The organism is Gluconobacter sp. (assembly GCF_047722525.1).
Lineage (GTDB): Bacteria > Pseudomonadota > Alphaproteobacteria > Acetobacterales > Acetobacteraceae > Gluconobacter.
In genome coordinates this window covers 85,717-106,524 of the sequence record NZ_JBDNYY010000001.1, presented here as the reverse complement: position 1 = coordinate 106,524, position 20,808 = coordinate 85,717, and the positions used below count along the sequence as shown (strand labels likewise).

General features: G+C 58.6%; 16 protein-coding genes, 2 tRNA genes and 1 pseudogene. 11 read left to right on the top strand and 8 right to left on the bottom strand.

The genetic code is table 11. From position 1 onward, the window contains the following. Positions 1 to 62 precede the first annotated feature (62 nt). The 5 genes from gatC to ABF859_RS00515 all read left to right on the top strand — a co-directional run bounded on the left by gatC (position 63) and on the right by ABF859_RS00515 (position 4,221). Positions 63 to 350: an Asp-tRNA(Asn)/Glu-tRNA(Gln) amidotransferase subunit GatC gene (gatC, locus tag ABF859_RS00535; RefSeq protein ID WP_062510386.1), complete on the top strand. Its 288-nt coding sequence runs from the start codon at positions 63 to 65 to the stop codon at positions 348 to 350. Then, the gene (gene gatA, locus ABF859_RS00530) at positions 350 to 1,837 is read left to right on the top strand and encodes an Asp-tRNA(Asn)/Glu-tRNA(Gln) amidotransferase subunit GatA (RefSeq protein WP_415525132.1); all 1,488 of its coding nucleotides are present in this window, start codon (positions 350 to 352) and stop codon (positions 1,835 to 1,837) included. Before gatC ends, gatA begins: the two co-directional genes overlap by 1 nt. Continuing rightward, a complete protein-coding gene (gene gatB / locus ABF859_RS00525) occupies positions 1,834 to 3,291 on the top strand; it encodes an Asp-tRNA(Asn)/Glu-tRNA(Gln) amidotransferase subunit GatB (RefSeq protein ID WP_415525130.1) in 1,458 nt (485 codons plus the stop codon). Before gatA ends, gatB begins: the two co-directional genes overlap by 4 nt. A 90-nt stretch (positions 3,292 to 3,381) precedes the next feature. Next, positions 3,382 to 3,473 (top strand) — tRNA-Ser (locus ABF859_RS00520). Between the two features lie 142 nt (positions 3,474 to 3,615). Next, positions 3,616 to 4,221, top strand: coding sequence for a nucleoside 2-deoxyribosyltransferase (locus ABF859_RS00515; protein ID WP_415525128.1), 606 nt, complete (start codon positions 3,616 to 3,618; stop codon positions 4,219 to 4,221). A gap of 741 nt (positions 4,222 to 4,962) precedes the next feature. On the opposite strand, the gene ABF859_RS00510 is transcribed toward ABF859_RS00515, so the two are convergent. Further along, entirely contained in the window at positions 4,963 to 5,910 is a 948-nt protein-coding gene (locus tag ABF859_RS00510) for an SDR family NAD(P)-dependent oxidoreductase (protein ID WP_415525126.1), read from the bottom strand. A 479-nt stretch (positions 5,911 to 6,389) separates the two neighbouring features. After that, positions 6,390 to 6,593 (bottom strand): annotated as a pseudogene (locus ABF859_RS00505) (IS5/IS1182 family transposase); the annotation flags it as partial. Positions 6,594 to 7,351: 758 nt separating this feature from the next. On the opposite strand from ABF859_RS00505, the gene ABF859_RS00500 reads away from it, so the two are divergent. After that, a complete protein-coding gene (locus ABF859_RS00500) occupies positions 7,352 to 8,296 on the top strand; it encodes a hypothetical protein (protein WP_415525124.1) in 945 nt (314 codons plus the stop codon). A 417-nt stretch (positions 8,297 to 8,713) separates the two neighbouring features. On the opposite strand, the gene ABF859_RS00495 is transcribed toward ABF859_RS00500, so the two are convergent. The 3 genes from ABF859_RS00495 to ABF859_RS00485 form a co-directional block, all read right to left on the bottom strand. Continuing rightward, positions 8,714 to 8,788, bottom strand: a tRNA-Val gene (locus tag ABF859_RS00495). 97 nt (positions 8,789 to 8,885) lie between these two features. Continuing rightward, positions 8,886 to 10,772, bottom strand: coding sequence for a hypothetical protein (locus ABF859_RS00490; RefSeq protein WP_415525122.1), 1,887 nt, complete (start codon positions 10,770 to 10,772; stop codon positions 8,886 to 8,888). 12 nt (positions 10,773 to 10,784) lie between these two features. After that, positions 10,785 to 11,717, bottom strand: coding sequence for a mitochondrial fission ELM1 family protein (locus tag ABF859_RS00485; protein WP_415525120.1), 933 nt, complete (start codon positions 11,715 to 11,717; stop codon positions 10,785 to 10,787). On the opposite strand from ABF859_RS00485, the gene ABF859_RS00480 reads away from it, so the two are divergent. Then, complete coding sequence (locus tag ABF859_RS00480) at positions 11,701 to 12,960, top strand: DEAD/DEAH box helicase (RefSeq protein WP_415525118.1); 1,260 nt, start codon at positions 11,701 to 11,703, stop codon at positions 12,958 to 12,960. The genes ABF859_RS00485 and ABF859_RS00480 overlap by 17 nt on opposite strands. Here ABF859_RS00480 and ABF859_RS00475 read toward each other — a convergent pair. Continuing rightward, positions 12,957 to 14,033: a glycosyltransferase family 4 protein gene (locus tag ABF859_RS00475; RefSeq protein WP_415525116.1), complete on the bottom strand. Its 1,077-nt coding sequence runs from the start codon at positions 14,031 to 14,033 to the stop codon at positions 12,957 to 12,959. The two genes, ABF859_RS00480 and ABF859_RS00475, sit on opposite strands and share 4 nt — an antisense overlap. Further along, a complete protein-coding gene (locus ABF859_RS00470; RefSeq protein ID WP_415525114.1) occupies positions 14,030 to 15,082 on the bottom strand; it encodes a glycosyltransferase family 4 protein in 1,053 nt (350 codons plus the stop codon). The genes ABF859_RS00475 and ABF859_RS00470 overlap by 4 nt, the downstream gene beginning before the upstream one ends. Before the next feature lie 441 nt (positions 15,083 to 15,523). Here ABF859_RS00470 and ABF859_RS00465 point away from each other — a divergent pair, with 441 nt between their 5' ends. After that, complete coding sequence (locus ABF859_RS00465) at positions 15,524 to 16,585, top strand: succinylglutamate desuccinylase/aspartoacylase family protein (protein WP_415525112.1); 1,062 nt, start codon at positions 15,524 to 15,526, stop codon at positions 16,583 to 16,585. Here ABF859_RS00465 and glyA read toward each other — a convergent pair. Beyond that, the gene (gene glyA, locus ABF859_RS00460) at positions 16,582 to 17,886 is read right to left on the bottom strand and encodes a serine hydroxymethyltransferase (RefSeq protein WP_415525110.1); all 1,305 of its coding nucleotides are present in this window, start codon (positions 17,884 to 17,886) and stop codon (positions 16,582 to 16,584) included. The genes ABF859_RS00465 and glyA overlap by 4 nt on opposite strands. Positions 17,887 to 17,978: 92 nt before the next feature. On the opposite strand from glyA, the gene ABF859_RS00455 reads away from it, so the two are divergent. The 3 genes from ABF859_RS00455 to ABF859_RS00445 are packed head-to-tail and all read left to right on the top strand — an operon-like array spanning position 17,979 to position 20,804. Further along, entirely contained in the window at positions 17,979 to 19,421 is a 1,443-nt protein-coding gene (locus ABF859_RS00455) for an APC family permease (RefSeq protein ID WP_415525108.1), read from the top strand. Positions 19,422 to 19,437: 16 nt separating this feature from the next. After that, entirely contained in the window at positions 19,438 to 20,436 is a 999-nt protein-coding gene (gene hemB / locus ABF859_RS00450) for a porphobilinogen synthase (protein ID WP_415525106.1), read from the top strand. Further along, complete coding sequence (locus ABF859_RS00445; protein WP_415525635.1) at positions 20,433 to 20,804, top strand: YraN family protein; 372 nt, start codon at positions 20,433 to 20,435, stop codon at positions 20,802 to 20,804. Before hemB ends, ABF859_RS00445 begins: the two co-directional genes overlap by 4 nt. Positions 20,805 to 20,808: the final 4 nt, after the last annotated feature.

Below are 20,808 nucleotides of genomic sequence, written 5' to 3'. Positions count from 1 at the left end.
CGTTATGATCCCCCTGACGGCTGAAAAGCCACCATAAAATTTCCTCTTGTTCAGGAATATTCATGTCGCTCGACGCGAAAACGGTTACGCGCATCGCCAGACTGGCGAGGATTGGTCTCCAGCCCGGAGAGGTTGAAACTCTCGGGAAAGACATGGGCTCCATTATCGACTGGGTGGAGCAGCTCAAGGAAGTGGACGTCACGGGCGTTGATCCCATGATCGGCACGGGGCTTGCGAAGCCCCGCCTGCGCGAAGACCGCGTTACGGATGGCAACTGCCGTGACAAGGTTCTTTCCAACGCTCCCGAGCGGGAAGGCCCGTTCTATACGGTTCCGAAGGTGGTCGAATAATGTCCGGCATTCATGATTTCACGCTGGCTTCGGCCCGGGACGCGCTCAAGGCGCGCAAGATTTCCGCGGTTGAACTGACGAACGCCCATATTGATGCGATCGAGCGTCTGGACGGCCGGCTCAACAGCTTCATCACCCGTACGCCCGATCAGGCTCGTGAGGCTGCCAAGGCTTCTGACGAGGCTCTGGCCAAGGGTGAAGGCGGCAGCCTTTGCGGTATTCCGCTGGGCATCAAGGATCTGTTCTGCACGAATGGTGTCCGCACCACGGCTGCCAGCAAGATCCTCGGCAATTTCGTGCCGCCTTACGAGAGCACGGTGACGGCCAATCTGCTCAAAGACGGCGCGGTTTTCCTCGGCAAGCTGAACCTTGATGAATTCGCCATGGGCTCGGCAAACCTGACCTCTGCGTTCGGGCCGGTCGAAAACCCCTGGAAGCGCAGGGACTCTGACGCGAAGCTGGTTCCGGGTGGATCTTCGGGTGGTTCGGCGACTGCTGTGGCGGCCGGGCTTGTTCTGGGTGCGACGGGTACGGATACAGGTGGCTCCATCCGTCAGCCGGCAGCATTCACGGGTATTGCCGGGATCAAGCCGACTTATGGTCGCTGCTCGCGTTTCGGAACGATCGCCTTCGCGAGCTCGCTGGATCAGGCCGGTCCGATGGCGCGCAATCTTCAGGATTGCGCCATTCTGCTTGAGTCGATGGCGGGATTTGATCCGCGCGATTCCACGAGCGTCGATACCCCCGTTCCGAACTATGAAGCCGCTCTCAAGCGCGGTGTGAAGGGTCTGCGCGTTGGTATTCCCAAGGAATATCATGTTGAGGGCATGCCGGCTGAGATCGAGGCACTCTGGCAGCAGGGTATGACCTGGCTGCGGAATGCCGGTGCGGAGATCGTCGAGGTTTCCCTGCCGCATACGAAATACGGTCTACCCACCTATTACATCGCGGCTCTGGCCGAGGCTTCGTCCAACCTGGCCCGTTATGATGGTGTCCGGTTTGGTGAGCGTGTCAGTGCGCCGACGCTCGATGGGTTGTATGAAGCCAGTCGTGCTGCCGGTTTCGGGGACGAGGTCAAGCGCCGTATCCTGATCGGGACACATGTGCTGTCCTCGGGCTATTACGACGCCTATTACCTGCGCGCGCAGAAGGTCCGGACGCTCATTCAGCAGGACTTCCTGAAGGCTTTTGAGAATGTCGATGTGCTTCTGACGCCGACTGCTCCTTCCGGCGCTTTCGCGCAGGATGAGAAGCCGACCGATCCCGTGCAGATGTATCTCAATGACGTCTTCACGGTTCCGGCCAGCATGGCGGGTGTCCCTGCCCTGTCCGTTCCGGCTGGTCTGGACGCGCGTGGCGTGCCGCTTGGGTTGCAGCTTATCGGCAAATTCTTCGATGAAGAAACGCTGATCGCAGCCGGTCATGCCATCGAGCAGGCTGCGGCATTCCATCACAGACCCACCATTCATGCAGGAGTGTCGGCATGAGCTATCGTATCACCGGCAGCACCGGCGAATGGGAAATTGTTGTCGGTCTGGAAGTTCATGCCCAGGTTGTCAGCGAAGCCAAGCTTTTCTCAGGCGCTTCGGCAGCATATGGCGGCGATCCCAATACGCATGTCAGTCTCGTCGATGCCGGTTTCCCAGGCATGCTTCCGGTTCTGAACCGTGAATGTGTGGCGCAGGCCGTCCGTACGGGGCTGGGGCTCGAGGCCGAGATCAACCTGTTCAGTCGATTCGATCGCAAGAACTACTTCTATGCCGATCTGCCCACTGGCTATCAGATCAGCCAGTTCGCCCATCCGATCATTGGCAAGGGCAAGGTTCTTGTCGATCTGGCAGATGGCAGCACACGCGAAATCGGTGTGACGCGGCTTCATCTTGAACAGGATGCAGGCAAGTCGATTCACGATCAGGACCCGACGCGCTCTTTCATCGATCTGAACCGTGCCGGCGTGGCGCTGATGGAAATCGTCAGTGAGCCCGATATTCGCTCGCCTGAAGAAGCGGGCGCCTATCTGCGTAAGCTGCGTCAGATCCTGCGCTATATCGGCACCTGTGACGGCAACATGGAAGAAGGCTCCATGCGTGCTGACGTGAACGTGTCGGTCCGTAAGCCGGGTGAAACCGAGTATCGCACGCGCTGTGAAATCAAGAACGTCAACTCAATCCGTTTCGTGATGATGGCGATCGAGGTCGAGGCGCAGCGTCAGATCGAGGTCTGGGAAGCTGGCGGAACCGTCGACCAGGAAACCCGCCTTTTCGACCATGTGCGCAGCGAAACCCGCTCCCTGCGGAGTAAGGAAGACGCGCATGATTATCGCTATTTCCCCGATCCGGACCTGCTGCCGCTGGTAATCGAGCAGTCCTGGGTTGATGAACTCAAGGCGGCTCTGCCGGAACTGCCAGAAGCCAAGCGGACCCGTCTGGAACAGGAATACGGTGTCAGCCGTTACGAATCTTCCGTGCTCTGTGTCGAGCAGGCAATCGCTGATTTCTACGAGACCGTGGCACGTGGTGCGGATGCCCGTCTGGCAGCCAACTGGATGCTGGGGGATTTCTTCGCGGCGCTGAACCGTACGGGGCGTTCGATCGAGGACAGCCCGGTGAGTGCGGAAGGTCTGCGGGAACTGCTGGGTCTGATTTCCGACTCAACGATCAATGGCAAGATCGCCAAGGAAGTCCTTGAAGACATGGTCGAGACGGGGGATTCCGCCTCTGCCATCGTGGAGCGCAAGGGGCTGCGTCAGGTGACTGACACGGGAGCGATCGAGAGCGCTATCCGTGAGATCCTGGCCGCAAATAGCGACAAGGTTGCAGAATACAAAAGCGGCAAGGACAAGCTTTTTGGCTTCTTTGTTGGCCAGACAATGAAGGCCATGAAGGGCAAGGGGAACCCTGCCCTCGTCAACGAAACTCTGAAAAAGCTTCTTTCAGAGTAAGACGAAAAAAATGTTCTTAGGGGGTTTGACCACGACGCGGTTACCCCCTAAGAACACTCCTGCATACGCCGTGTGAACCGCGTAAAAAGCGGAGGGGTGGCCGAGAGGCTGAAGGCGGCGGATTGCTAATCCGTTATACGATGCAAGTCGTATCGTGGGTTCGAATCCCATCCCCTCCGCCAGCAATTCAAATAAAAATCCAAATTCCCAAAAATACTGTTTTGCATGTCGGGAAATTTTCTCCTGATATCGAAATGGATCATAAATGCCGCTTCAATCCATTAGACTTCCTTCGTGATTGAGGAGCGTGTAGAGGCTTTGGCTATGTCAGGAAATTACATTCCAGTATATCTGGCGGGTGATCTGGTGTTCCGTCCGGAAGCCCTTTCCCTCTTCGCGCGACTGAAGTTGATCTGTGCGGAATACGGTCTGGAAGGTGTGGCACCTTTTGACGGGCAGGCTGAGGCTCGCCTTCTTCCTCCTGGTCGGGAAACTATTCTTGCTTTTGTACGTGCTGATCGTGATCTAATGGATCATTGTACCGCTGGTTTGTTCTGCATTGATCCGTTTCGCCGCTCTCCCGAAATGGATCCTGGAACGGCTGTCGAAATCGGATACATGATGGGGCTTGGGAAACCGATGGAAGCCTATACCGTGGATGGTCGTCTTTATTCCGAAAAAGTCGAGACATACTGGCGGGACGCCTGGAACGAGGACCTGCGGAAACGCCAGGAAAGCGATGCCCCGTCTTCAGGTTGCATGGAAGACCCGGATGGGATGCTTGTTCATTCCGAGGGACTGCTTCAGAATGGAATGGTCGAAGGTTTTGTCGGCATGACGGGCGGCAGCGTTTCTATCAACCAGGATTTTTTTCAGGCCTTTCGGAAAGCTGCCGAACGCCTCGCCGCACGGCTGCATGCACAGACTTAAGCAACTGCGTCAATTTTTGGCGTAAATGCTCTGCCGACAGCGTGGAGCTAGGCCGCAAACATTACACACGACAGTAATGGAAGGATCATCGTTGAAGGAACAGCTTTCTGGCCGTTCCAAGGCATATCCCTGAGACGGCGGCTCTGTCTGGAATGCCGTCACGACGCGCGCCATCCAACTCTGAAGCTGCTGTGGTAATTGGTCGCTGTGGTGAGACCACCACAGGATATCATCGGTTGTACGGCCAATCTGTCGAGCAAGCTGGTCAGGCGACCATTGAGTCACTTGCAGAAAATCAGTCAACGTCACACGAGGCACGTTACAGCCTTCCGAAAGTGTAAAACAGAAATAGCTTTCTAAATTGTTCCCATTTTTTCGTCAATAAATCATTAAAGAAATCTCTGTGAAAGAAAGTAACTGTGTTTTTAATCGATTAACAATAAGTTTCTCTGATTTAATTTTTCTAAAATTTGGTCTCTGCCCGAACTTAATGATCGCTATTGCTGTTGTTGAAACCTAGGCCCTATATCGAGCAGGTATCACTTAAGTCTTGTTAGACCCTGATATGGTGTTTGGTAACGGCGATAACGGAAAAGGAAGGATGAAGAGCTATCTTTTCGCACTGCCTTGGTGAAGAGGACCTTTACCTTTCGGGTGGCCTTTGCAATCAAGGGATTTCACTCGAAGTAGGGCTGCTCAGACAAGACAGACTGCTATGGGGCTGGTTCTGTCATTCAAGACCTAACAGGGGTCCTGATCTTTATGGATAACAGAGCTGGCAGTAGCTTTATGCTTAAGGAAACGTTGCAATCCGATCTGCCCGATCTTTTCAAGAAGAGGAGTGCTGAGCCTGAGCAGCCATGGCATCATCAGACAGGCATGAGCGAAAATACCGTCTATTCTCGGCAGAAAGACTTCGCGCCCTTTCCCTTCGCTGGTCCTGATGATCATGCTGGCTACAGAATGGGCCGACAGAGGCTTATTAACAAAGTTCAGAACAGATCCGCCATCCCGTGTTTCCTGCTGAAGCATTTCAGTATCGACAGCACCAAGAAAAATGGAAGAAATCCGGATGCTTTCAGGTCTGTATTCAAGTGCGAGTGAACGAGCAAACCCCCTCAGACCAAATTTCGTAGCACTGTAGACAGAACTACCCTGTAACGGCATTACGCCCGCAATGGAATTGACGAATATTATATGCCCATTGGGGGATAATGCAGGGAGCAACTGAGTGGTCAGAAGAATTGGTGACGTCAGATTGATCGCCATCTGCTCTTCAAGGCTGCTCTGTGTAATATCCTTGGTCAATTCAGGTTGTATTTTTCCTGCGCAATGGATCAGAAGTCCAATGGGCTGCCTTCTCTGCAGGATGGTGGCACAGACAGCCTGAAGATTTGATGGTTCTGTCAAATCACAGAAAACAGCTTCAAATCGTCCGTTTCTTCTGGAAATCAGTTCTTCTGCCTTATGGGGCTGACGCGTCAGAAGAAGAACATCCCATCCCTGTTCCAGAAGAAGCCTTGCGATTTCACACCCAATGCCACCTGTGCCACCTGTCATGACAGCAAGTGACGGCACAGTTATCCTTTTTCTGAAGGAAAAGGGATTCATGTATTGTGCAAACCGGTCAGAGCTAAAGGCGTAAGGAAATGCATGGTCAACTTTCTGGAAAAACAACTGCGCCTTCATAACGCGATAAGCGTATGTGTCCTATGGTTTTTTGGTGCTCTGAATAGAGTTATGCGCGCCCAGCTCTGCACTGATTTAAAGAAATTTCCGCGATTACAGGCTTTCTGAAAGATGCGCGCGACAGGGATTGAAGTTGTCGCCCCCGCCGTGTGAAGGTGAAGGGCTTATCTGTAATTCTTTGATAATGCTATGTTTTATCCCTCATGATCCTGACTGATTCCAATCTGGATGGATCGCAGAGCCGTTTATTAAAGGCATCATGTCTTGATTTTGGGTTCAACGGGTAGGTTTTGATGGTTCTGGGTGATGTCCTCGCTCTGCCTCTGGGGCGTTATTGCCCTGCTTTTCCATGAAGGCTTCATGATCCTTTGAGCGATAGGTCGTGTCGGCCCAGATATTCCTTGTCATATTACGGCGTTCGACATGCCTTCTCTTGATCTCGCACCATAGCTGGCCGCTGCATCTGTCGCTTTCTATTCCTGGATCAGCAGGATTTTGAACATCCGAACAGGATCAAACGGTGAACGACCGCCTTTGTTTCCGTCTGAAGATGCCAGAACCTTGTCCGAAGCAGGTCGAAACGCATCGAAATCCACAGTCCGGGAAAAGGCTTCAGGCTGATCGCCAGAACCACTCAGGTGAGACAGACGCTCTTGAACATCAAAGAAATTCGCCGGATTCATGATCCAGCCCTCTAATCAGAACCGGAAAAATGGAATCACAGAGAGCTTTTAAAAACCAAGAAGTTTGTTAGACGCCTCCAATTGACCTGGATGATCCGGCGCATATCAACATCGTGACCGGAATCGGCTTGGTTGAGAGTGGCCATATCTGGCTGGAGCAGTTGAATGGTGGAACACCAGAGGTTTCTGACAGATGGAGCCAGAAACCCATGATGACATCTGGAAAAACTCTCTGCAGGTACCGCTCCGGTCGAGGATTGCATCAGGCCTGAAGCGGCTGTTCTGCGGGCAGCGGCATGGGGCCGATCTGCTGACCAGGTTCCCGCTTTCTGGCCCCCGAATCGATTTCGATGCGGAGGATGCTGCTGGTCAGGCCCGGTAACATAAGCGATGCTGTAATATGCCTCTTGGGCCAGCTTGCGCGCTTTCGAGCATTCCAGATTTCCAAGCCGCCACCGCGGCATGATTGGGGCACCATGAAACGTATTCTCATAGCAGTCGGCCTGTCTGGACTACTTTATGTGTCTGCCTTCGGCCAGTCGATGCCGTCAATCTGGAAGTCTTCTCTCACTTCTGGAAATTCTACTCATGTCATCCGATCTGTGGACGGCAGTGGTTCCCTGGTGGCATGGTCGGGCCGGAAGGCAAGCGTCCTGGCGTGTCGGACCCGCGACAAAGATGTTTTTCTGGGCGGCAATAACAGTGTCAGCCAACTCGTCGACGGTCGTCGATATGCCAACACCGTGAGAACTGGGCGCGTGTCGCTCTATCTGAGCGCATTCGCGGTCAATAATCTCATCGCTTATGGGGATGCCCTCGGGGGGCCGATCAGCTTTGCCGGAGCGCGAAAAATCATGGCTAATTTCGCGCCCTATGCTCCGGGAATCAGCGAGGAGTGGTACGATAAATATGGCACACCCAGCCTTCCGGCGAACGCCCATAATGACGGCGGCGTCGGCGATAGGGTGAACGGACCTGTCTGGTATGCCCAGATCGGCTTCCGGCCGACCATCATGATGATGAACATCAACATGCACGGCTCTGCTGCGAACAATCTTTCCCAGTTCCAGACGGCTACAGCCGACATCCAGAAGGGGTATCCGAGCGTTAGGTATGTCTGGCCATATATCAACGATTATGCCGGCCAACATTCCGACTGGATCCATGACACGTATTGGACATCTGCCAGGCAGATCATCCAGTATGCCGGAGGCGTCGGCATCGATGTTCCGGTGGGGATCGGTTATCAGGACCCGCACTGGATGCCTTCGGTCATCAACGAGATCAAATGGGCTAATGCCCACGGCCTCCGAAGTATCGTTCTGCTGACCCCGTTCAATACGAATTCTGCAACCAGCCAGGCAGGCGGACAGTTCTCCTTCGACGCGGATTTCAAAGCGCATACACAGTGGTTCGTGGCGAAACTTCGCGCCGCCAATGCCCTGCCATCCGCCTGGGTCGTCAGCAATTACTCGAACTGGGGTAAGAACAGCGACGGGTCACTGCGCACTTCGAACATGGTTGGAACCGATACGGACACGGTGGGACAATCCGTGGCGGCCGTGGCGCGTTGGGTCGCAGAGCATGCCCCGACTTCGCCATATGTTGCCCTCCCGGCCGGGTCGGAAGGCGGTAAGGCGATTCCGTGCGCGCGCCACGCGGAAGGCGGCATCACTGGCCTGAACCAGACAATCGGAGGGTAGACATTGGGGCTCTGCGGTCGAGGGCTTATGATGCTATCGCAAACCTGAAGGTCGATACTCTGGCGATGGCCAGATGGAAATTCTGAACGCGGCAGGTGGAACGGCTTCCGCCACCCATTATTTTGTGTGTTTGGATGATGCAGATTTTTTTACAGGTCTTCCACGGCTTGTAACTGATCCATCTCTCTTATCCCGGATTCTGGACACCCCTGTTCCAGACGGTCGTGCCGTACTTACCGTTGGCAGGGGCCGTATCCAGCATGCCCTGCTAGTTTCCCGATACAGAAGGCCATAAGCTTCATCCGTAATCCGTGTGAAGGTTGTCTAAGGCATGAAGGTGACATTACTGTCTCCATCGTGACGGAAACCTGAATCGCAGGAGCAACAAAATAAAACAGCGATTTTAGGGATTTAGGATGGTGGGCGCGACAGGGATTGAACCTGTGACCCCTGCCGTGTGAAGGCAGTGCTCTACCGCTGAGCTACGCGCCCATCCGTTGGACGGGCTTCTAGCAAGGGGATGTCGGGCTGACAAGACCCTTTTTCCTGGGAAGCGGCATGTCAGTTGCAGCTTCCTTTCCTCAGGCGTTCAGAAGCCAAACATGTGGTCCAGCGAGAACGCCCCTTGCCCGTTTTCCAGCCCGTGATAGCCGAACAGTCGACAGGTCAGGTCACGGATGAGGACATAACCACCCTCTCCTGCATGATCGAGGTGCGAGGCTTCAAACAGTTCATGCGGGTGAACCATGAAGGAACCATTAGGCGCAATTCTGACGGTTGTCTGGGCAATAAGGGACCCATTCGCACCATGAAGCAGGAGCACCGTCTCGGATGCCTCTGTTCCTTCGACGGATGCCGGGTGGATCAGGCAGCAGAAGCTGCGCAGCGTGTTGTGCTCCGTCTTCTGGCCCAGCTTCAGGAAGAGCCGTGTCGTCAGGCCCGGCGGCGGCCCGGAATAGGACTGTGGTTCCGACCGCCAGGTCATGAGCGTGTTAAAGATATGCGCCCCAAAACTGGTCTCGGCAGCATGGTCGCTCTCCCGGTTCCGATAACGCATCAGAGCGTGCAGCCAGCCATCTGCTTCGCCGCCATCGCGGAAATCATAAACCAGATCCGCATGACCCGGTTGATCCGTCAGGGTGTGCAGGGCAACCGCAGTCTCATGGTTGCGGGGCAAATTTCCAAGAAAATGTGACCCGACCTTCTCGCCTGTCTCATCAAACAGATCCAGCCTTACGGGAAGAGACTGGAGCGCCTCGGACATGGGGTTGGGCTGTAGAAAGGTCTCGAACCGTTTCGGATCAAGGATGGGGAATGGCAGCAGGAAGCCACGGCCCAGCGATGGCGGGAACTGACGGATGGCAGGGTCTGGACGCAGATTGTCCCGTTCTACGTTCAGGTGGGCGATGCGGGTACGGCCGCGTTGGGTGATTTCGTAGCGGGGGCGGACAAGATGCCTGCCGGACCGCATTTCAAGCTGTGCTGGCCAGTGCAGTCCCGGAAAGAGAGCACCAACATCCACAGCCACCGTCTCGAACGGCCCCACAGGGCAGTCGAGCGCATGAGGCTCATCCTCCCCCATACGATTAAAGGTGATGCCGCCAGCCGGGATTGTCGTCGCATGGCTGTTCTGAACCCAGACGATCAGCGTCTCGTCCTGCTCGGGCGCCGGCAGCGTCGCATAACGCACGGAAGGCCAGGCATTGGCATCATGTGTGACGGAAAGGCTCGGATCGCCATTCTTGCCCCAGCCGTCGAGGGCATATTTGACGACGTCATGGCCGCGCGCGCCCAGAACATGGATGAAAAGCTGCCCGGTGAATTCCGGCAGATCAAACCGTCGCCGCACGTCGGCGCTGTCGATCGTGATCCCGGCGCCAGCTTCCGTAACAGGCTGTTCCCATTGGGCCAGAACCTTGCCTGCCTCATCATAGAGCCGCATCCAGTAGCGAAGGTTCTCGGCAGCGTAGCTGGACCAGTAATTGGCAGTCACGATCCGGCAGGAAAACTGGTTCGTCTCGCGAAAGAAGGCGAAGTTGGTCGCAAAGTTCAGCTTGTCCAGATAGGGACGCCCCGCAACCAGCATCTCATCCGGCAGACGCGCCGGGGCGAGAGTATGAAGATCCCGGCCATTCAGCAGTCCCTTCAGCCGTGTCCGCATCTTCGCGTCTTCAAAGGACAGGGCCAGAATGGCATCGGCTTCCGTCGCAGGAAGATCCATAAGCGCACGCAGCGTTCCGCCAAAGCCGTCCGGCTTGCCGACCTGCTCGGTGTCATGAACATAGACGCAGGCGGGTTTCAGGCCCGGATACAAAGCGGCCAGCGTACGGGCTGCATCGTCAGGATCGTACACGGCGATCGTCCGCCCGGCGAATTCGGCTTCCATCCGGACAAGAGCTTCCGCAGCCAGCGGATGGGCCAGTGCCTTGTAGAGAACATTGCCACCCTGCGGACCAAAGGTGCGGATATCGAGCATACAGGGGCCCTTTCAGAGCTTCAGACGTCGGCGCATTTCTCTCGCCACGAGGGGGGTATCGTCAAGCGGGGCCACGTTCCATGGGGTCTGCGCCGGATCGAACCACTTCACCCGTCCGGCATCCTCCAGTGTTGTCACGAACCGGGAGATCCGACTGGATCGCCCGGGCAGCGGAAAGACCATCACGGGTGCAGAAGTCGCCACGGCTTCGGAAATCATCGAGACGCTGTCCGTCGTGACGGCAATCATGCCCGCACAGGCCAGCATGCCCATATAGGGATTATCGTCACCACTTCCCGTCAGAACGGCAATCCCGTGGGGCTCCAGCCGCTCCCGGAAAACAGCGACAGCCGCCGGATCAGTCCGGCGTGAGGGGGTCAGTACGGCCTGCATCGTGTTGCGCATCGTAAAAGCGATGATCCCTTCTGCCATCCGTTCCGCTTCCACCGGCCCAAGTGAGAAACGACCATTTGCCCCTCCGACCAGAACGGACAGCAACGGACGTTCATCCTGCTTCAGTCGCCCTTCCCATTCGGTACGGGCCTGAACGAGCTTGTGGGGCGTTACGGGATGGAGCGCATTGCGTGAGATCAAAACATTCGGCCCGCTGATCCCGTCATGTGTGTTGGCAATGACCAGATCGAACTTCCGGGGTGCCATGCGCGGGTTCTGGATCTGTACGACCGGCAGTCCTTCACGTTGCGCCACCGCCCTGCCAATAACGCCGCCTGTCCCACCGATACAGATGATGAGATCGGTATCGGTGGGAATCCTGATGGGATCGACACGCCGCAGCGGAGACGGCCAGTGTCGCGCCGGGAAACGTGACCAGAATGGCTGGATGCGCACAGGCCGGAAATCCCACTCCAGACCAGCCTTTTCGGCCAGTCCTGCCCCCTGTGCGCGCATGCCGGCGAAGTCCTCCGCGATGATGATGGCTTTCATGAGGAACTCCGCAAAAAAGAAGGTGTTTCCCGAACTGCGAGAAATTTGGCAAGAAGCGCACATGACAACGCCCCAGACGCGCCCTGCCTCGCCGAATGCAACGCCCGCCGCCCCTGCTCCCGGATTTGAAGAGCTTGGGCTGATTGCGCCCCTGCTGGCAACTCTTGCCCAGGCCGGACACAAACGTCCAAGCCTGATCCAGGCTCAGGCCATCCCCCCCCTGCTGGCGGGAAGGGACGTTCTGGTCGGTTCCCAGACGGGAAGCGGAAAGACCGCCGCTTTCGTGCTGCCCATGCTCCAGAAGCTTGAAGAGGCTGGCCCGGCCCCCGGCCCCCGTGCGCTCATTCTGGAACCCACCCGCGAACTCGCGGCCCAGACAGCCGCCGTCTGCCGCCAGCTCGGACGTAGACTGTCGCTCAAAACACGGGTCGTCTGCGGCGGCACGTCGCGCGAGCAGCAGGTCCAGTCCGTCAGCGACGGCGTGGATATCGTGGTGGCGACGCATGGACGCCTTCTGGATCTGGTGATGCAGGCCGATCTCGTGCTGGAACATCTGACCTATCTGGTGCTCGATGAGGCTGACCGCCTGCTGGATGAAGATTTCTCCGCCAGCATGACGGCGCTCATTCCGTACTTTCCGGACCAGCCGCCCCAGACCGTTTTCTGCTCGGCTACGCTGCCTGAACCGGTCATGGATCTTGCCAAGCGTGTGACTCGCGATCCCGTTCGCGTGGAGATCGCAGCCGAGTCCTTCACGCCCAAGAACATTCGCCAGAGAGCCATCTTTGTTGAGAAGGACGACAAGCCGGAAACTGTCGCCCGTCTTCTGAAGCATTTCGAAGGCCGGAGCATCGTCTTTGCGCGGACGAAAAATACGGTAGACGCCCTCGCCAAGATCCTGCGCCGGCACAATCTCCGGGTCGAAACCCTGCATGGAGACCGCACGCAGGGAGCCCGTAACAAGGCGCTCGACCTGTTCCGTCAGGGGCGCGTCCCCATTCTGGTCACGACCGATATCGCCTCGCGCGGTCTCGACATCCCGGATGTGGACCTCGTCATCAACATGGACATGCCCGAAACGCCGGAAGCCTACGTACACCGTATTGGTCGGACCGCCCGCGCCGGACGCAAGGGCGTGGCGTTCTCCCTCATCAATATCGACGAGCGTACGTTCCTGCGCGATGTCGAAAAGCACATTGGCTACCGGGTCCGGATTGCAACGGAAGATTCGCTCGACCGCTAGGACACATTCCTGCTGGCGAGAATATCCCTCGCCAGATTTTCCCATTCCTGCCCGTTATCAACGCAGGGCCGGCTCGGCGGAGGCGCCTCAAGGAGCGTCGCCAGTGCCTTCGCGATGGACGACGGCTCAGGCACGCACAGAACAGCCTGGGCATCGTCCGAAAACTGCTCGACCAGCCCCCCGACCCGCGTCGCCACGACATAGCGCCCGCTGGCAATCGCCATGGCGCCCACACCGCTCTGGGAAGCCTCATGATAGGGCAGCACCACGATGTCGGCCCATTCCACGAGACGGGGCAGTTCGTCTTCCGGCACCCAGCGGTTCTCGACGCTCACATGCGGCAGTGCTGAAAGCCTCCGCAGTTCCGGGCTGTCCGGTCCCTGCCCCACAACCCGACACCGCAGATCACGTCCGACCTGCGGCAGAGCCTCCGCCAGCAGATCCAGACCTTTATAAGGAAGCAAGCGCCCGAACATGAGGATGCGTGGCGCGCCCTCATGAGTGAACGGCATCGCGCCAGCCCCTCCGATGAAAGGGGGATGCGTAAGGGCAATCACGGGGCAATGCGCCCTGTCCGGCTCTGACGTCAGTTCATCGGCGACGTGACGGCTGAAGGTGACGATCTGGTCGGCCTGACGGATCAGCCAGCGCTGCAATGCCGCCTGAAAAGGATACCCATCGCCGGGATGGGGATGCGCATCATGAACAATGACCACGATCCGCACCCCAGCCCGGCGCAGCACACCCGCCATCAACAGGTCCAGGGGGCCCGGCATGGCGCAGATCGCCACATCCGGGCGGAAATCCCGGACAATCCGCCTGAGCTGTTTTAAGAGCGATAGCGCAGTCAGAATCCTGCCCACCAGTTCACACACGGAACTGTAAGTCGCAACCTTCACCACGGCGTCCGGAGCATTCCGGCTGCGAAGGATCTCCGCACGGTCCGACAGGCACAGCAGAACATCCGTCCGGGGCAGTCTTTTCAGACCATCAGCCAGATCCACCGCAATCCGTGGGCCAGCCCCGCGCCGCCCCCACTGCCAGACCAGAACGCGTTCGACGGCCTTCCTCACAGCCTCGCCCCGACGGCCAGCGCAGCCTCCCGCAGGGTCGCGCCGTTCAGGCGTGTGGCAATCCGGTGTTTCGCATTGGCGCCCAGACGGGATCGCAACGCCGGATCATCCGCCGCAGTCTGAAGGGCCTTCACGGCGCCGGCCAGATCGGGAAGCGCCCATTTCGTGTCCGGCATCTCCCAGATTCCCCGGGGGTCCTGGGCTGGAACCAGCGTGTATGCGACCGGCAGGCCGCAGGTCTCATCCAGGAATTCGGCGGTTGCGGACCAGTCCGTCGCAATCACGCACTGCCCCAGCGCCATGGCTTCCGCCACAACCAGCCCGAACCCTTCGCTGCGATGCAGGGACAGCACGATATCCGCACAGACCGTCAGGGCGAGTCTGTCCTCTCCGCTGAGCTGTTCCGTCTCGATACGGATATTCGAAGCCCCACCGGTTGCGGCCCGGACCGTCGCCAGATCGTCAGGATAATGCTCGGTATGACCGATCTTCAGGACCAGAAGCCGGTCCGACCGCTCACCGAAAGCCTCCCGGAACGCCTGAATGGTCTCGATCGGGCTCTTGCGGACCATGCTGGACGCAAGACTGAACGAGACCAGCACAATCACACAGTCCTCCGGCAGCCCGAAGGACGCCCGATCCCGGCCCGACGGCTTCTGTTCCGCCAGACCGACCGGATGCTCCACGACCCGCACAGGCCGTCCCAGCGGACGCAGCGCCCCGGCGGTAAAGTGAGACGGGACCCAGATTTCATGCACATGCCGCCGGGCATGGCGCCATGTCTGCGGCACGACCGGCAGTTCCCAGGCCCAGTATCCGATGATCCGTCGTCCGGTGCGCAGGGTGCGTGGCATGAAGAGCTGGACATATGGAAGCATCGGCGCATTCACATGCATGACCAGCGGCGCCCCCGGCCCGGTGACGTCGCCCGCAAGAACCCGCTGGTCGATATCCCAGGTCCCGCAGGGAATGTTCATGTCGCGCAGGGCCCGCACCATCAGTCTGGCCCCTTCGCCCAGCCCGGAACTGCGGCTGAACTCGCCCGCCACGATGATGCCGTGTCCAGGACGGACGCTACAGGGCCTTACGGAAGGTGTTGCAAGAGCGGTGGCCCACGCAAAAAAACGCCTTCGGGATTCAGCGGGAAGCCGTTGCCACAATTTGTGAAAAAAGGAGAGAGACTGCTTCATCTTACGTTCATGGGCTGTCTGCGCCTCAGGCAAGCCTGCCGGCACGGGCCGTAATCTCCGAAAAATCGAGCGCATAACGGAAAATGGACGCGCCAAACCACCCTCGGCGAAATGTGACTGTCATCAGGCACTGACGAAGAAAAAGGCGGTATCCCCTCTCTGGCGACCTGTCCTGAACGTGCTTACACTACAACTCATGACCGATCCATGTCCTATCCTTCCCGGTGCAGGTATGGCTTCGCCGGGGTGCCGGACGAGGAGCAGATATCGCGGCCCGTTCCTGCAAGACCGGCGGATACCATGAGTTGTAAGGCGGGACAGCGGCATCATCCGCTCCGGATCCGTCAGCCGCGCCTGTCGGAGACGCTGCCCGGGATCGGGCGTCCTCCCCTGGTTTTCAACGTGTCGCTTCCTCTTCCCGATCTGGAGGAATGGCGCGCCCCACCCTCGGAGGTGCCCGGGGTCTGGATTTTCGACTCGGGGAGGTCAGGACCGGAAATCGTCATTACGGCGATGGTGCATGGGAACGAATATGCCGGTGGCTGGGCACTGGAAAACCTCCGCAAACGCGGGCCGGTCCTATCCTCCGGACGCCTGACACTAATTGTGGCCAACCTGGAAGCTTTCGACAGCTTCGACATCCGAAATCCGGTCATGGCCCGCCATGTCGACGAGGATCTGAACCGCCTGTGGCACAGCACACGCCTGAACGGTCGCGATCATTCCAGCGAACTTGAGCGCGCCCGCCAGATCCAGCCATACATAGCGCGGGCCGATCTGCTTCTGGACCTGCATTCCACCCTCTGGCCTTCCGAACCCCTCTTCATTGCCCCTCCGCGCCAGCGTTCGGCCGAATTTGCCTATGCCCTGGCGGCTGGCAGGGATCTGCCCCAGACAGTGCTGACGGATCTCGGACATTATGGTGGGTCACGGCTGATCGAACATGCGCATTTCATGTCCCCCGGAGGCACGGGGCGCAGTTGCCTTCTTGAAGCAGGTTCTCACTGGGAACCCGCCACCGTCACGGTCATGGAAAACGCCATTGAGCGCCTGCTGGCGCAGGCCGGGACGATCCATCTTCGCGGTCAGGCGTCACAGGAGCCCTGCGATCCCGAAATGGCTCCGGAAATGGCAGTCGTGACGGACAATATCATCGCCCGACATGCGGATTTCAGGTTCATCAGGCCATGGGAGGGCGGGGTCACGATTCCCAAGGCAGGAACCCCCCTCGCTCATGACGGGCACGACCTGATCTACACACCCTATGACGAGTGTCTGCTGATCATGCCCAATCTTCGTCCCCGTCAGGGGCAGCTTGCGGTCCGTCTGGCCAGACGGACCGCAGCACCACTCAGGTCTTAGGCCGAAGCGCGGTCATAAATCGGGAAGCGACGGCACAGGGCCTTCACTTCCTCATGCACGCGGGCCGTCACGGCCTCGGCATTGTCCTCTTCCAGAGCCGCCGTCAGCACTTCGTCGATCATCCGACCGACTTCGCGGAACTCGGCTTCCCCGAAACCCCGTGCCGTGGCAGCCGGGCTGCCCAGACGGATGCCGGAGGTCACAAACGGCTTTTCCGGATCGAACGGAATGGCGTTCTTGTTCGCCGTGATGCCTGCGCGCTCCAGAATGGCTTCGGCCAGCTTGCCCGTCACCTTCTTCGGACGCAGATCCACGAGGATCAGATGGCTGTCCGTACCACCCGTCACGATGTCGAAGCCACGGTTCTGAAGCTCGTCCGCCAGCGCACGGGCATTGGCCAGAACACGCTTCTGATAGGACTTGAACTCATCCGAAAGCGCCTCGCCGAAAGCGACGGCCTTGCCCGCGATGACATGCATGAGCGGACCGCCCTGCAGGCCGGGGAACACAGCGGAGTTCACCTTCTTCGCCAGATCCGGGTTGTTCGTCATGATGACGCCACCACGCGGGCCACGCAGCGTCTTGTGCGTCGTGGACGTTGTGACATCCGCGATGGGAACCGGGTTCGGATACAGGCCAGCGGCCACCAGACCGGCAAAATGCGCCATGTCCACCATCAGATACGCCCCGACCTCATCCGCGATCTTCCGGAAGCGGGCGAAGTCGATGATGCGCGGATAAGCGGAACTGCCGGCTACGATGATCTTCGGCTTGTGCTCGCGGGCCAGCGCTTCCATCTGGTCGTAGTCGATCAGACCGTCCTCGGCGCGCACGCCGTACTGCACGGAATTGAACCACTTGCCCGAATAGTTGGGGGCCGCGCCATGCGTCAGATGTCCACCCGCAGCGAGGCTCAGGCCCAAAACCGTATCGCCCGGCTTCGCCAGAGCCATGAAAGCGGCCTGATTGGCGTTGGCGCCGGAATGCGGCTGCACATTTGCGAACTCAGCGCCGAACATCTTCTTCAGACGCTCGATGGCAAGGTTCTCGACGCGGTCCACATCCACGCAGCCGCCATAATAGCGCTTGCCCGGAAGACCTTCCGCATACTTGTTCGTCAGCACCGAACCCTGTGCTTCCATGACGGCGAAGGAGGCCATGTTTTCCGAAGCGATGAGCTCGATGCCATCCTGCTGGCGCGTCAGCTCCTCGTTCAGGATTGTGGCAACTTCGGCATCAACCTCCTTGAGGGGGGCATGAAAGAAACGATTCAGCGTGGACTGGCTGGCGTGTTCCGACATCGTGGTCCATTCTCCAGGGTGAGTTCGGCATGTGACTAGCCCAGATTGCCTGCCTCGGCAAAAACAATCCGCCTATCAAACGAGGATCCTTCATGACCACCCCGCTCTGGCGGACCAAACCCGTATCTTCCGCCGCTGACAGCCAGACTGGCCTCAGGCGTGTCCTCGGCCCGTGGCAGCTCATTGCCCTCGGTGTCGGCGTGACGATCGGTGCTGGCCTTTTTTCCCTCACGGGCGTCGCTGCCGGCCAGAACGCCGGTCCCGCCGTGACCCTCTCTTTCGTCATCGCGGCGGTGGCCTGCGGTTTTGCGGGCCTGTGTTATGGCGAACTTGCCAGCATGATCCCTTCGGGCGGATCGGCCTATTCCTACGCCTATGCCTCGATGGGTGAGCTGATCGCCTGGATCATCGGCTGGGATCTCGTGCTCGAATATACCGTCGGTGCGGCGGCCGTCGCCTCAAGCTGGTCCGGCTACCTCGCGTCTCTTCTGGGGGGCTGGGGCCTCCATATCGATCCGCGCCTGCTGGCAACACCCCTGACTCCCGTCACGATGCCGGATGGCACCCTGGCAACGGCCTGGTTCAACCTCCCGGCCGTCTGCGCCCTGTGGGGCGTCACGGCCCTGCTCATGCGGGGTGTGAGTGAATCCACGACCATCAACACGATCGTCGTCTGCATCAAACTCGCCGTCATCGTCGCCGTGATCGCCGCCTGCGCGCCTCATATCAGCCTTGCGCACTATCATCCGTTCATCCCGCAGAACACCGGAACATTCGGGCAGTTCGGCATGTCCGGCGTCATGCGGGCCGCGGGCATGGCGTTCTTCGCCTATCTAGGCTTCGACATCGTCTCCACCACCGCTCAGGACAGCCGCAACCCGGCCCGTGATATTCCCATCGGTATTCTGGGAAGTCTGCTCGTCTGTTCGGTCGTCTATGCCGTGTTCTCAATGGTCCTGACGGGCGTGGTCGATTACCGGGCCATGGCCAACGACCCGAGCCCCGTCGCCACAGCCATTGACGTCGCCGGCATGCCCTGGCTGGCCAGTCTCGTGAAACTCGGCATCACGGCAGGATATGTTTCGGTCCTGTTCGGACTGCTGATGGGACAGGCCCGCGTCTTCCTGATCATGTCCCATGATGGCCTGCTGCCGCCAGTCTTCTCGAAGCTCAACGCGCGGACCCGCACGCCCTGGACGTCTCATCTGATGTTTGCGGCCCTGACCAGTCTGCTCGCCGCCCTGCTTCCTATAGGACAGCTCGGCAACATGACCTCGATCGGTACCCTGCTCGCCTTCATCATCGTCTGCATCGGCGTGCCGGTCCTGCGTCACAGACATCCCGATGCCTCACGCCAGTTCCGTGTGCCGGGTGGTCTCCTCGTGCCTGTGCTGGGTGTCCTGTCCTGCGGGGCTGTCATGGTGTCGCTCGACAGTCTGACCTGGATCCGACTTGTTGTCTGGCTCGTCATTGGACTTGCCGTCTATTTTGCTTACGGCATCCGCAACAGTCATCTTTGCAGACGGGAAAGTTAGGAGCATGATCGGGGGCATGAGCAATGCAGCATACCCCCTCTCCCGTCCGCGGCGTAATCGCCACGATGCTTTCACCCGCCGTCTGGTGCAGGAACACCGCCTGCATGTCGATAACCTGATCTGGCCAATCTTCGTGTGCGAAGGCGAGAACCAGCGCCAGAAGGTCGACTCCATGCCGGGCGCCGAGCGCGTCAGCGTGGACAATGTCGTGGAACACGTCCGGCAGGCTGTGGAGCTTGGCGTCCCGGCCGTGGCCATCTTCCCGGTCACGCCCATGAGCGTCCGCGACGCCACCGGGACCGAGGCCCTTAATCCGGACAACCTGATGTGCCGGGCGTCCCGCACCATCAAGGAGGCCTTCCCCGATCTGGGCATCATAGGTGACGTGGCCCTTGATCCCTATACCTCCCACGGACATGACGGCGTGATCGAGAACGGCCGCATCCTCAACGATGCCTCCGTCGAGATCCTGCGTCAGCAGGCTCTCAATCAGGCCCGTGCGGGCAATGACATCATCGCGCCTTCCGACATGATGGATGGCCGCGTCAAGGCCATCCGCGAAACACTCGACGGCAACGGCTATGATACGACCCGCATCATGGCCTACACGGCCAAGTATGCGTCCGCATTCTACGGCCCGTTCCGCGATGCCCTGGGCTCCGGCGATCTTCTTAGCGGAGACAAGAAGACCTACCAGATGGATCCTGCCAATTCCGACGAAGCCATGCGCGAAGTCGAGCAGGATCTGCGTGAAGGTGCGGACATGATCATGGTCAAGCCTGGCATGCCGTATCTCGATATCATCCGTCGCGTCCGTGAACGCTTCGAGGTCCCGACTTTCGCCTATCAGGTGTCTGGCGAGTACGCGATGCTGATGGGGGCCATCCAGAATGGCTGGCTTGATCGGGACCGCACGATCATGGAAAGCCTGATCGCCTTCAAGCGCGCTGGCTGTAACGGCATCCTGACCTATTTCGCGCTGGATGCAGCCCGTCTTCTGCGGAACGAACGCTGAAAAGCAGGCAGACACGCGGCGTTCAGTCTTATTATACGGGGCTGAACGCCGAAAACATTGCAGCCCGCCTCCTTGAGGAGCGCGGGCTGACAATTCTCGCACAGAGACTGCGAACGCCTTACGGCGAACTGGATATACTGGCGGCAGATTCGGAATGGCTGATCGCTGTTGAGGTCAAGCAGAGACGCAGCCTGCGGGAAAGTGCGTCATGCCTGACAGCCAGACAGTCTCAAAGGCTGATGGAAGCCTTCAACTATATCCTGCTGACAAGACCGGAGTGGAACAGGCCCAGCACCCGGTTTGATCTGATCGTCGTGGACCAGTCAGGTCAGGCGCGTCGCATCCAGGATGCGCTACGCCTGTTCTGAGAAA

Coding starts and splice junctions, on each gene's coding strand:
- ABF859_RS00465 (WP_415525112.1), top strand. CDS start 15,524: ATGAGTTGTAAGGCGGGACAGCGGCATCATCCGCTCCGGATCCGTCAG.
- hemB (WP_415525106.1), top strand. CDS start 19,438: ATGAGCAATGCAGCATACCCCCTCTCCCGTCCGCGGCGTAATCGCCAC.
- gatA (WP_415525132.1), top strand. CDS start 350: ATGTCCGGCATTCATGATTTCACGCTGGCTTCGGCCCGGGACGCGCTC.
- glyA (WP_415525110.1), bottom strand. CDS start 17,886: ATGTCGGAACACGCCAGCCAGTCCACGCTGAATCGTTTCTTTCATGCC.
- ABF859_RS00485 (WP_415525120.1), bottom strand. CDS start 11,717: ATGAAAGCCATCATCATCGCGGAGGACTTCGCCGGCATGCGCGCACAG.
- ABF859_RS00455 (WP_415525108.1), top strand. CDS start 17,979: ATGACCACCCCGCTCTGGCGGACCAAACCCGTATCTTCCGCCGCTGAC.
- ABF859_RS00510 (WP_415525126.1), bottom strand. CDS start 5,910: ATGAAGGCGCAGTTGTTTTTCCAGAAAGTTGACCATGCATTTCCTTAC.
- ABF859_RS00515 (WP_415525128.1), top strand. CDS start 3,616: ATGTCAGGAAATTACATTCCAGTATATCTGGCGGGTGATCTGGTGTTC.
- ABF859_RS00480 (WP_415525118.1), top strand. CDS start 11,701: ATGATGATGGCTTTCATGAGGAACTCCGCAAAAAAGAAGGTGTTTCCC.
- ABF859_RS00490 (WP_415525122.1), bottom strand. CDS start 10,772: ATGCTCGATATCCGCACCTTTGGTCCGCAGGGTGGCAATGTTCTCTAC.
- gatB (WP_415525130.1), top strand. CDS start 1,834: ATGAGCTATCGTATCACCGGCAGCACCGGCGAATGGGAAATTGTTGTC.
- gatC (WP_062510386.1), top strand. CDS start 63: ATGTCGCTCGACGCGAAAACGGTTACGCGCATCGCCAGACTGGCGAGG.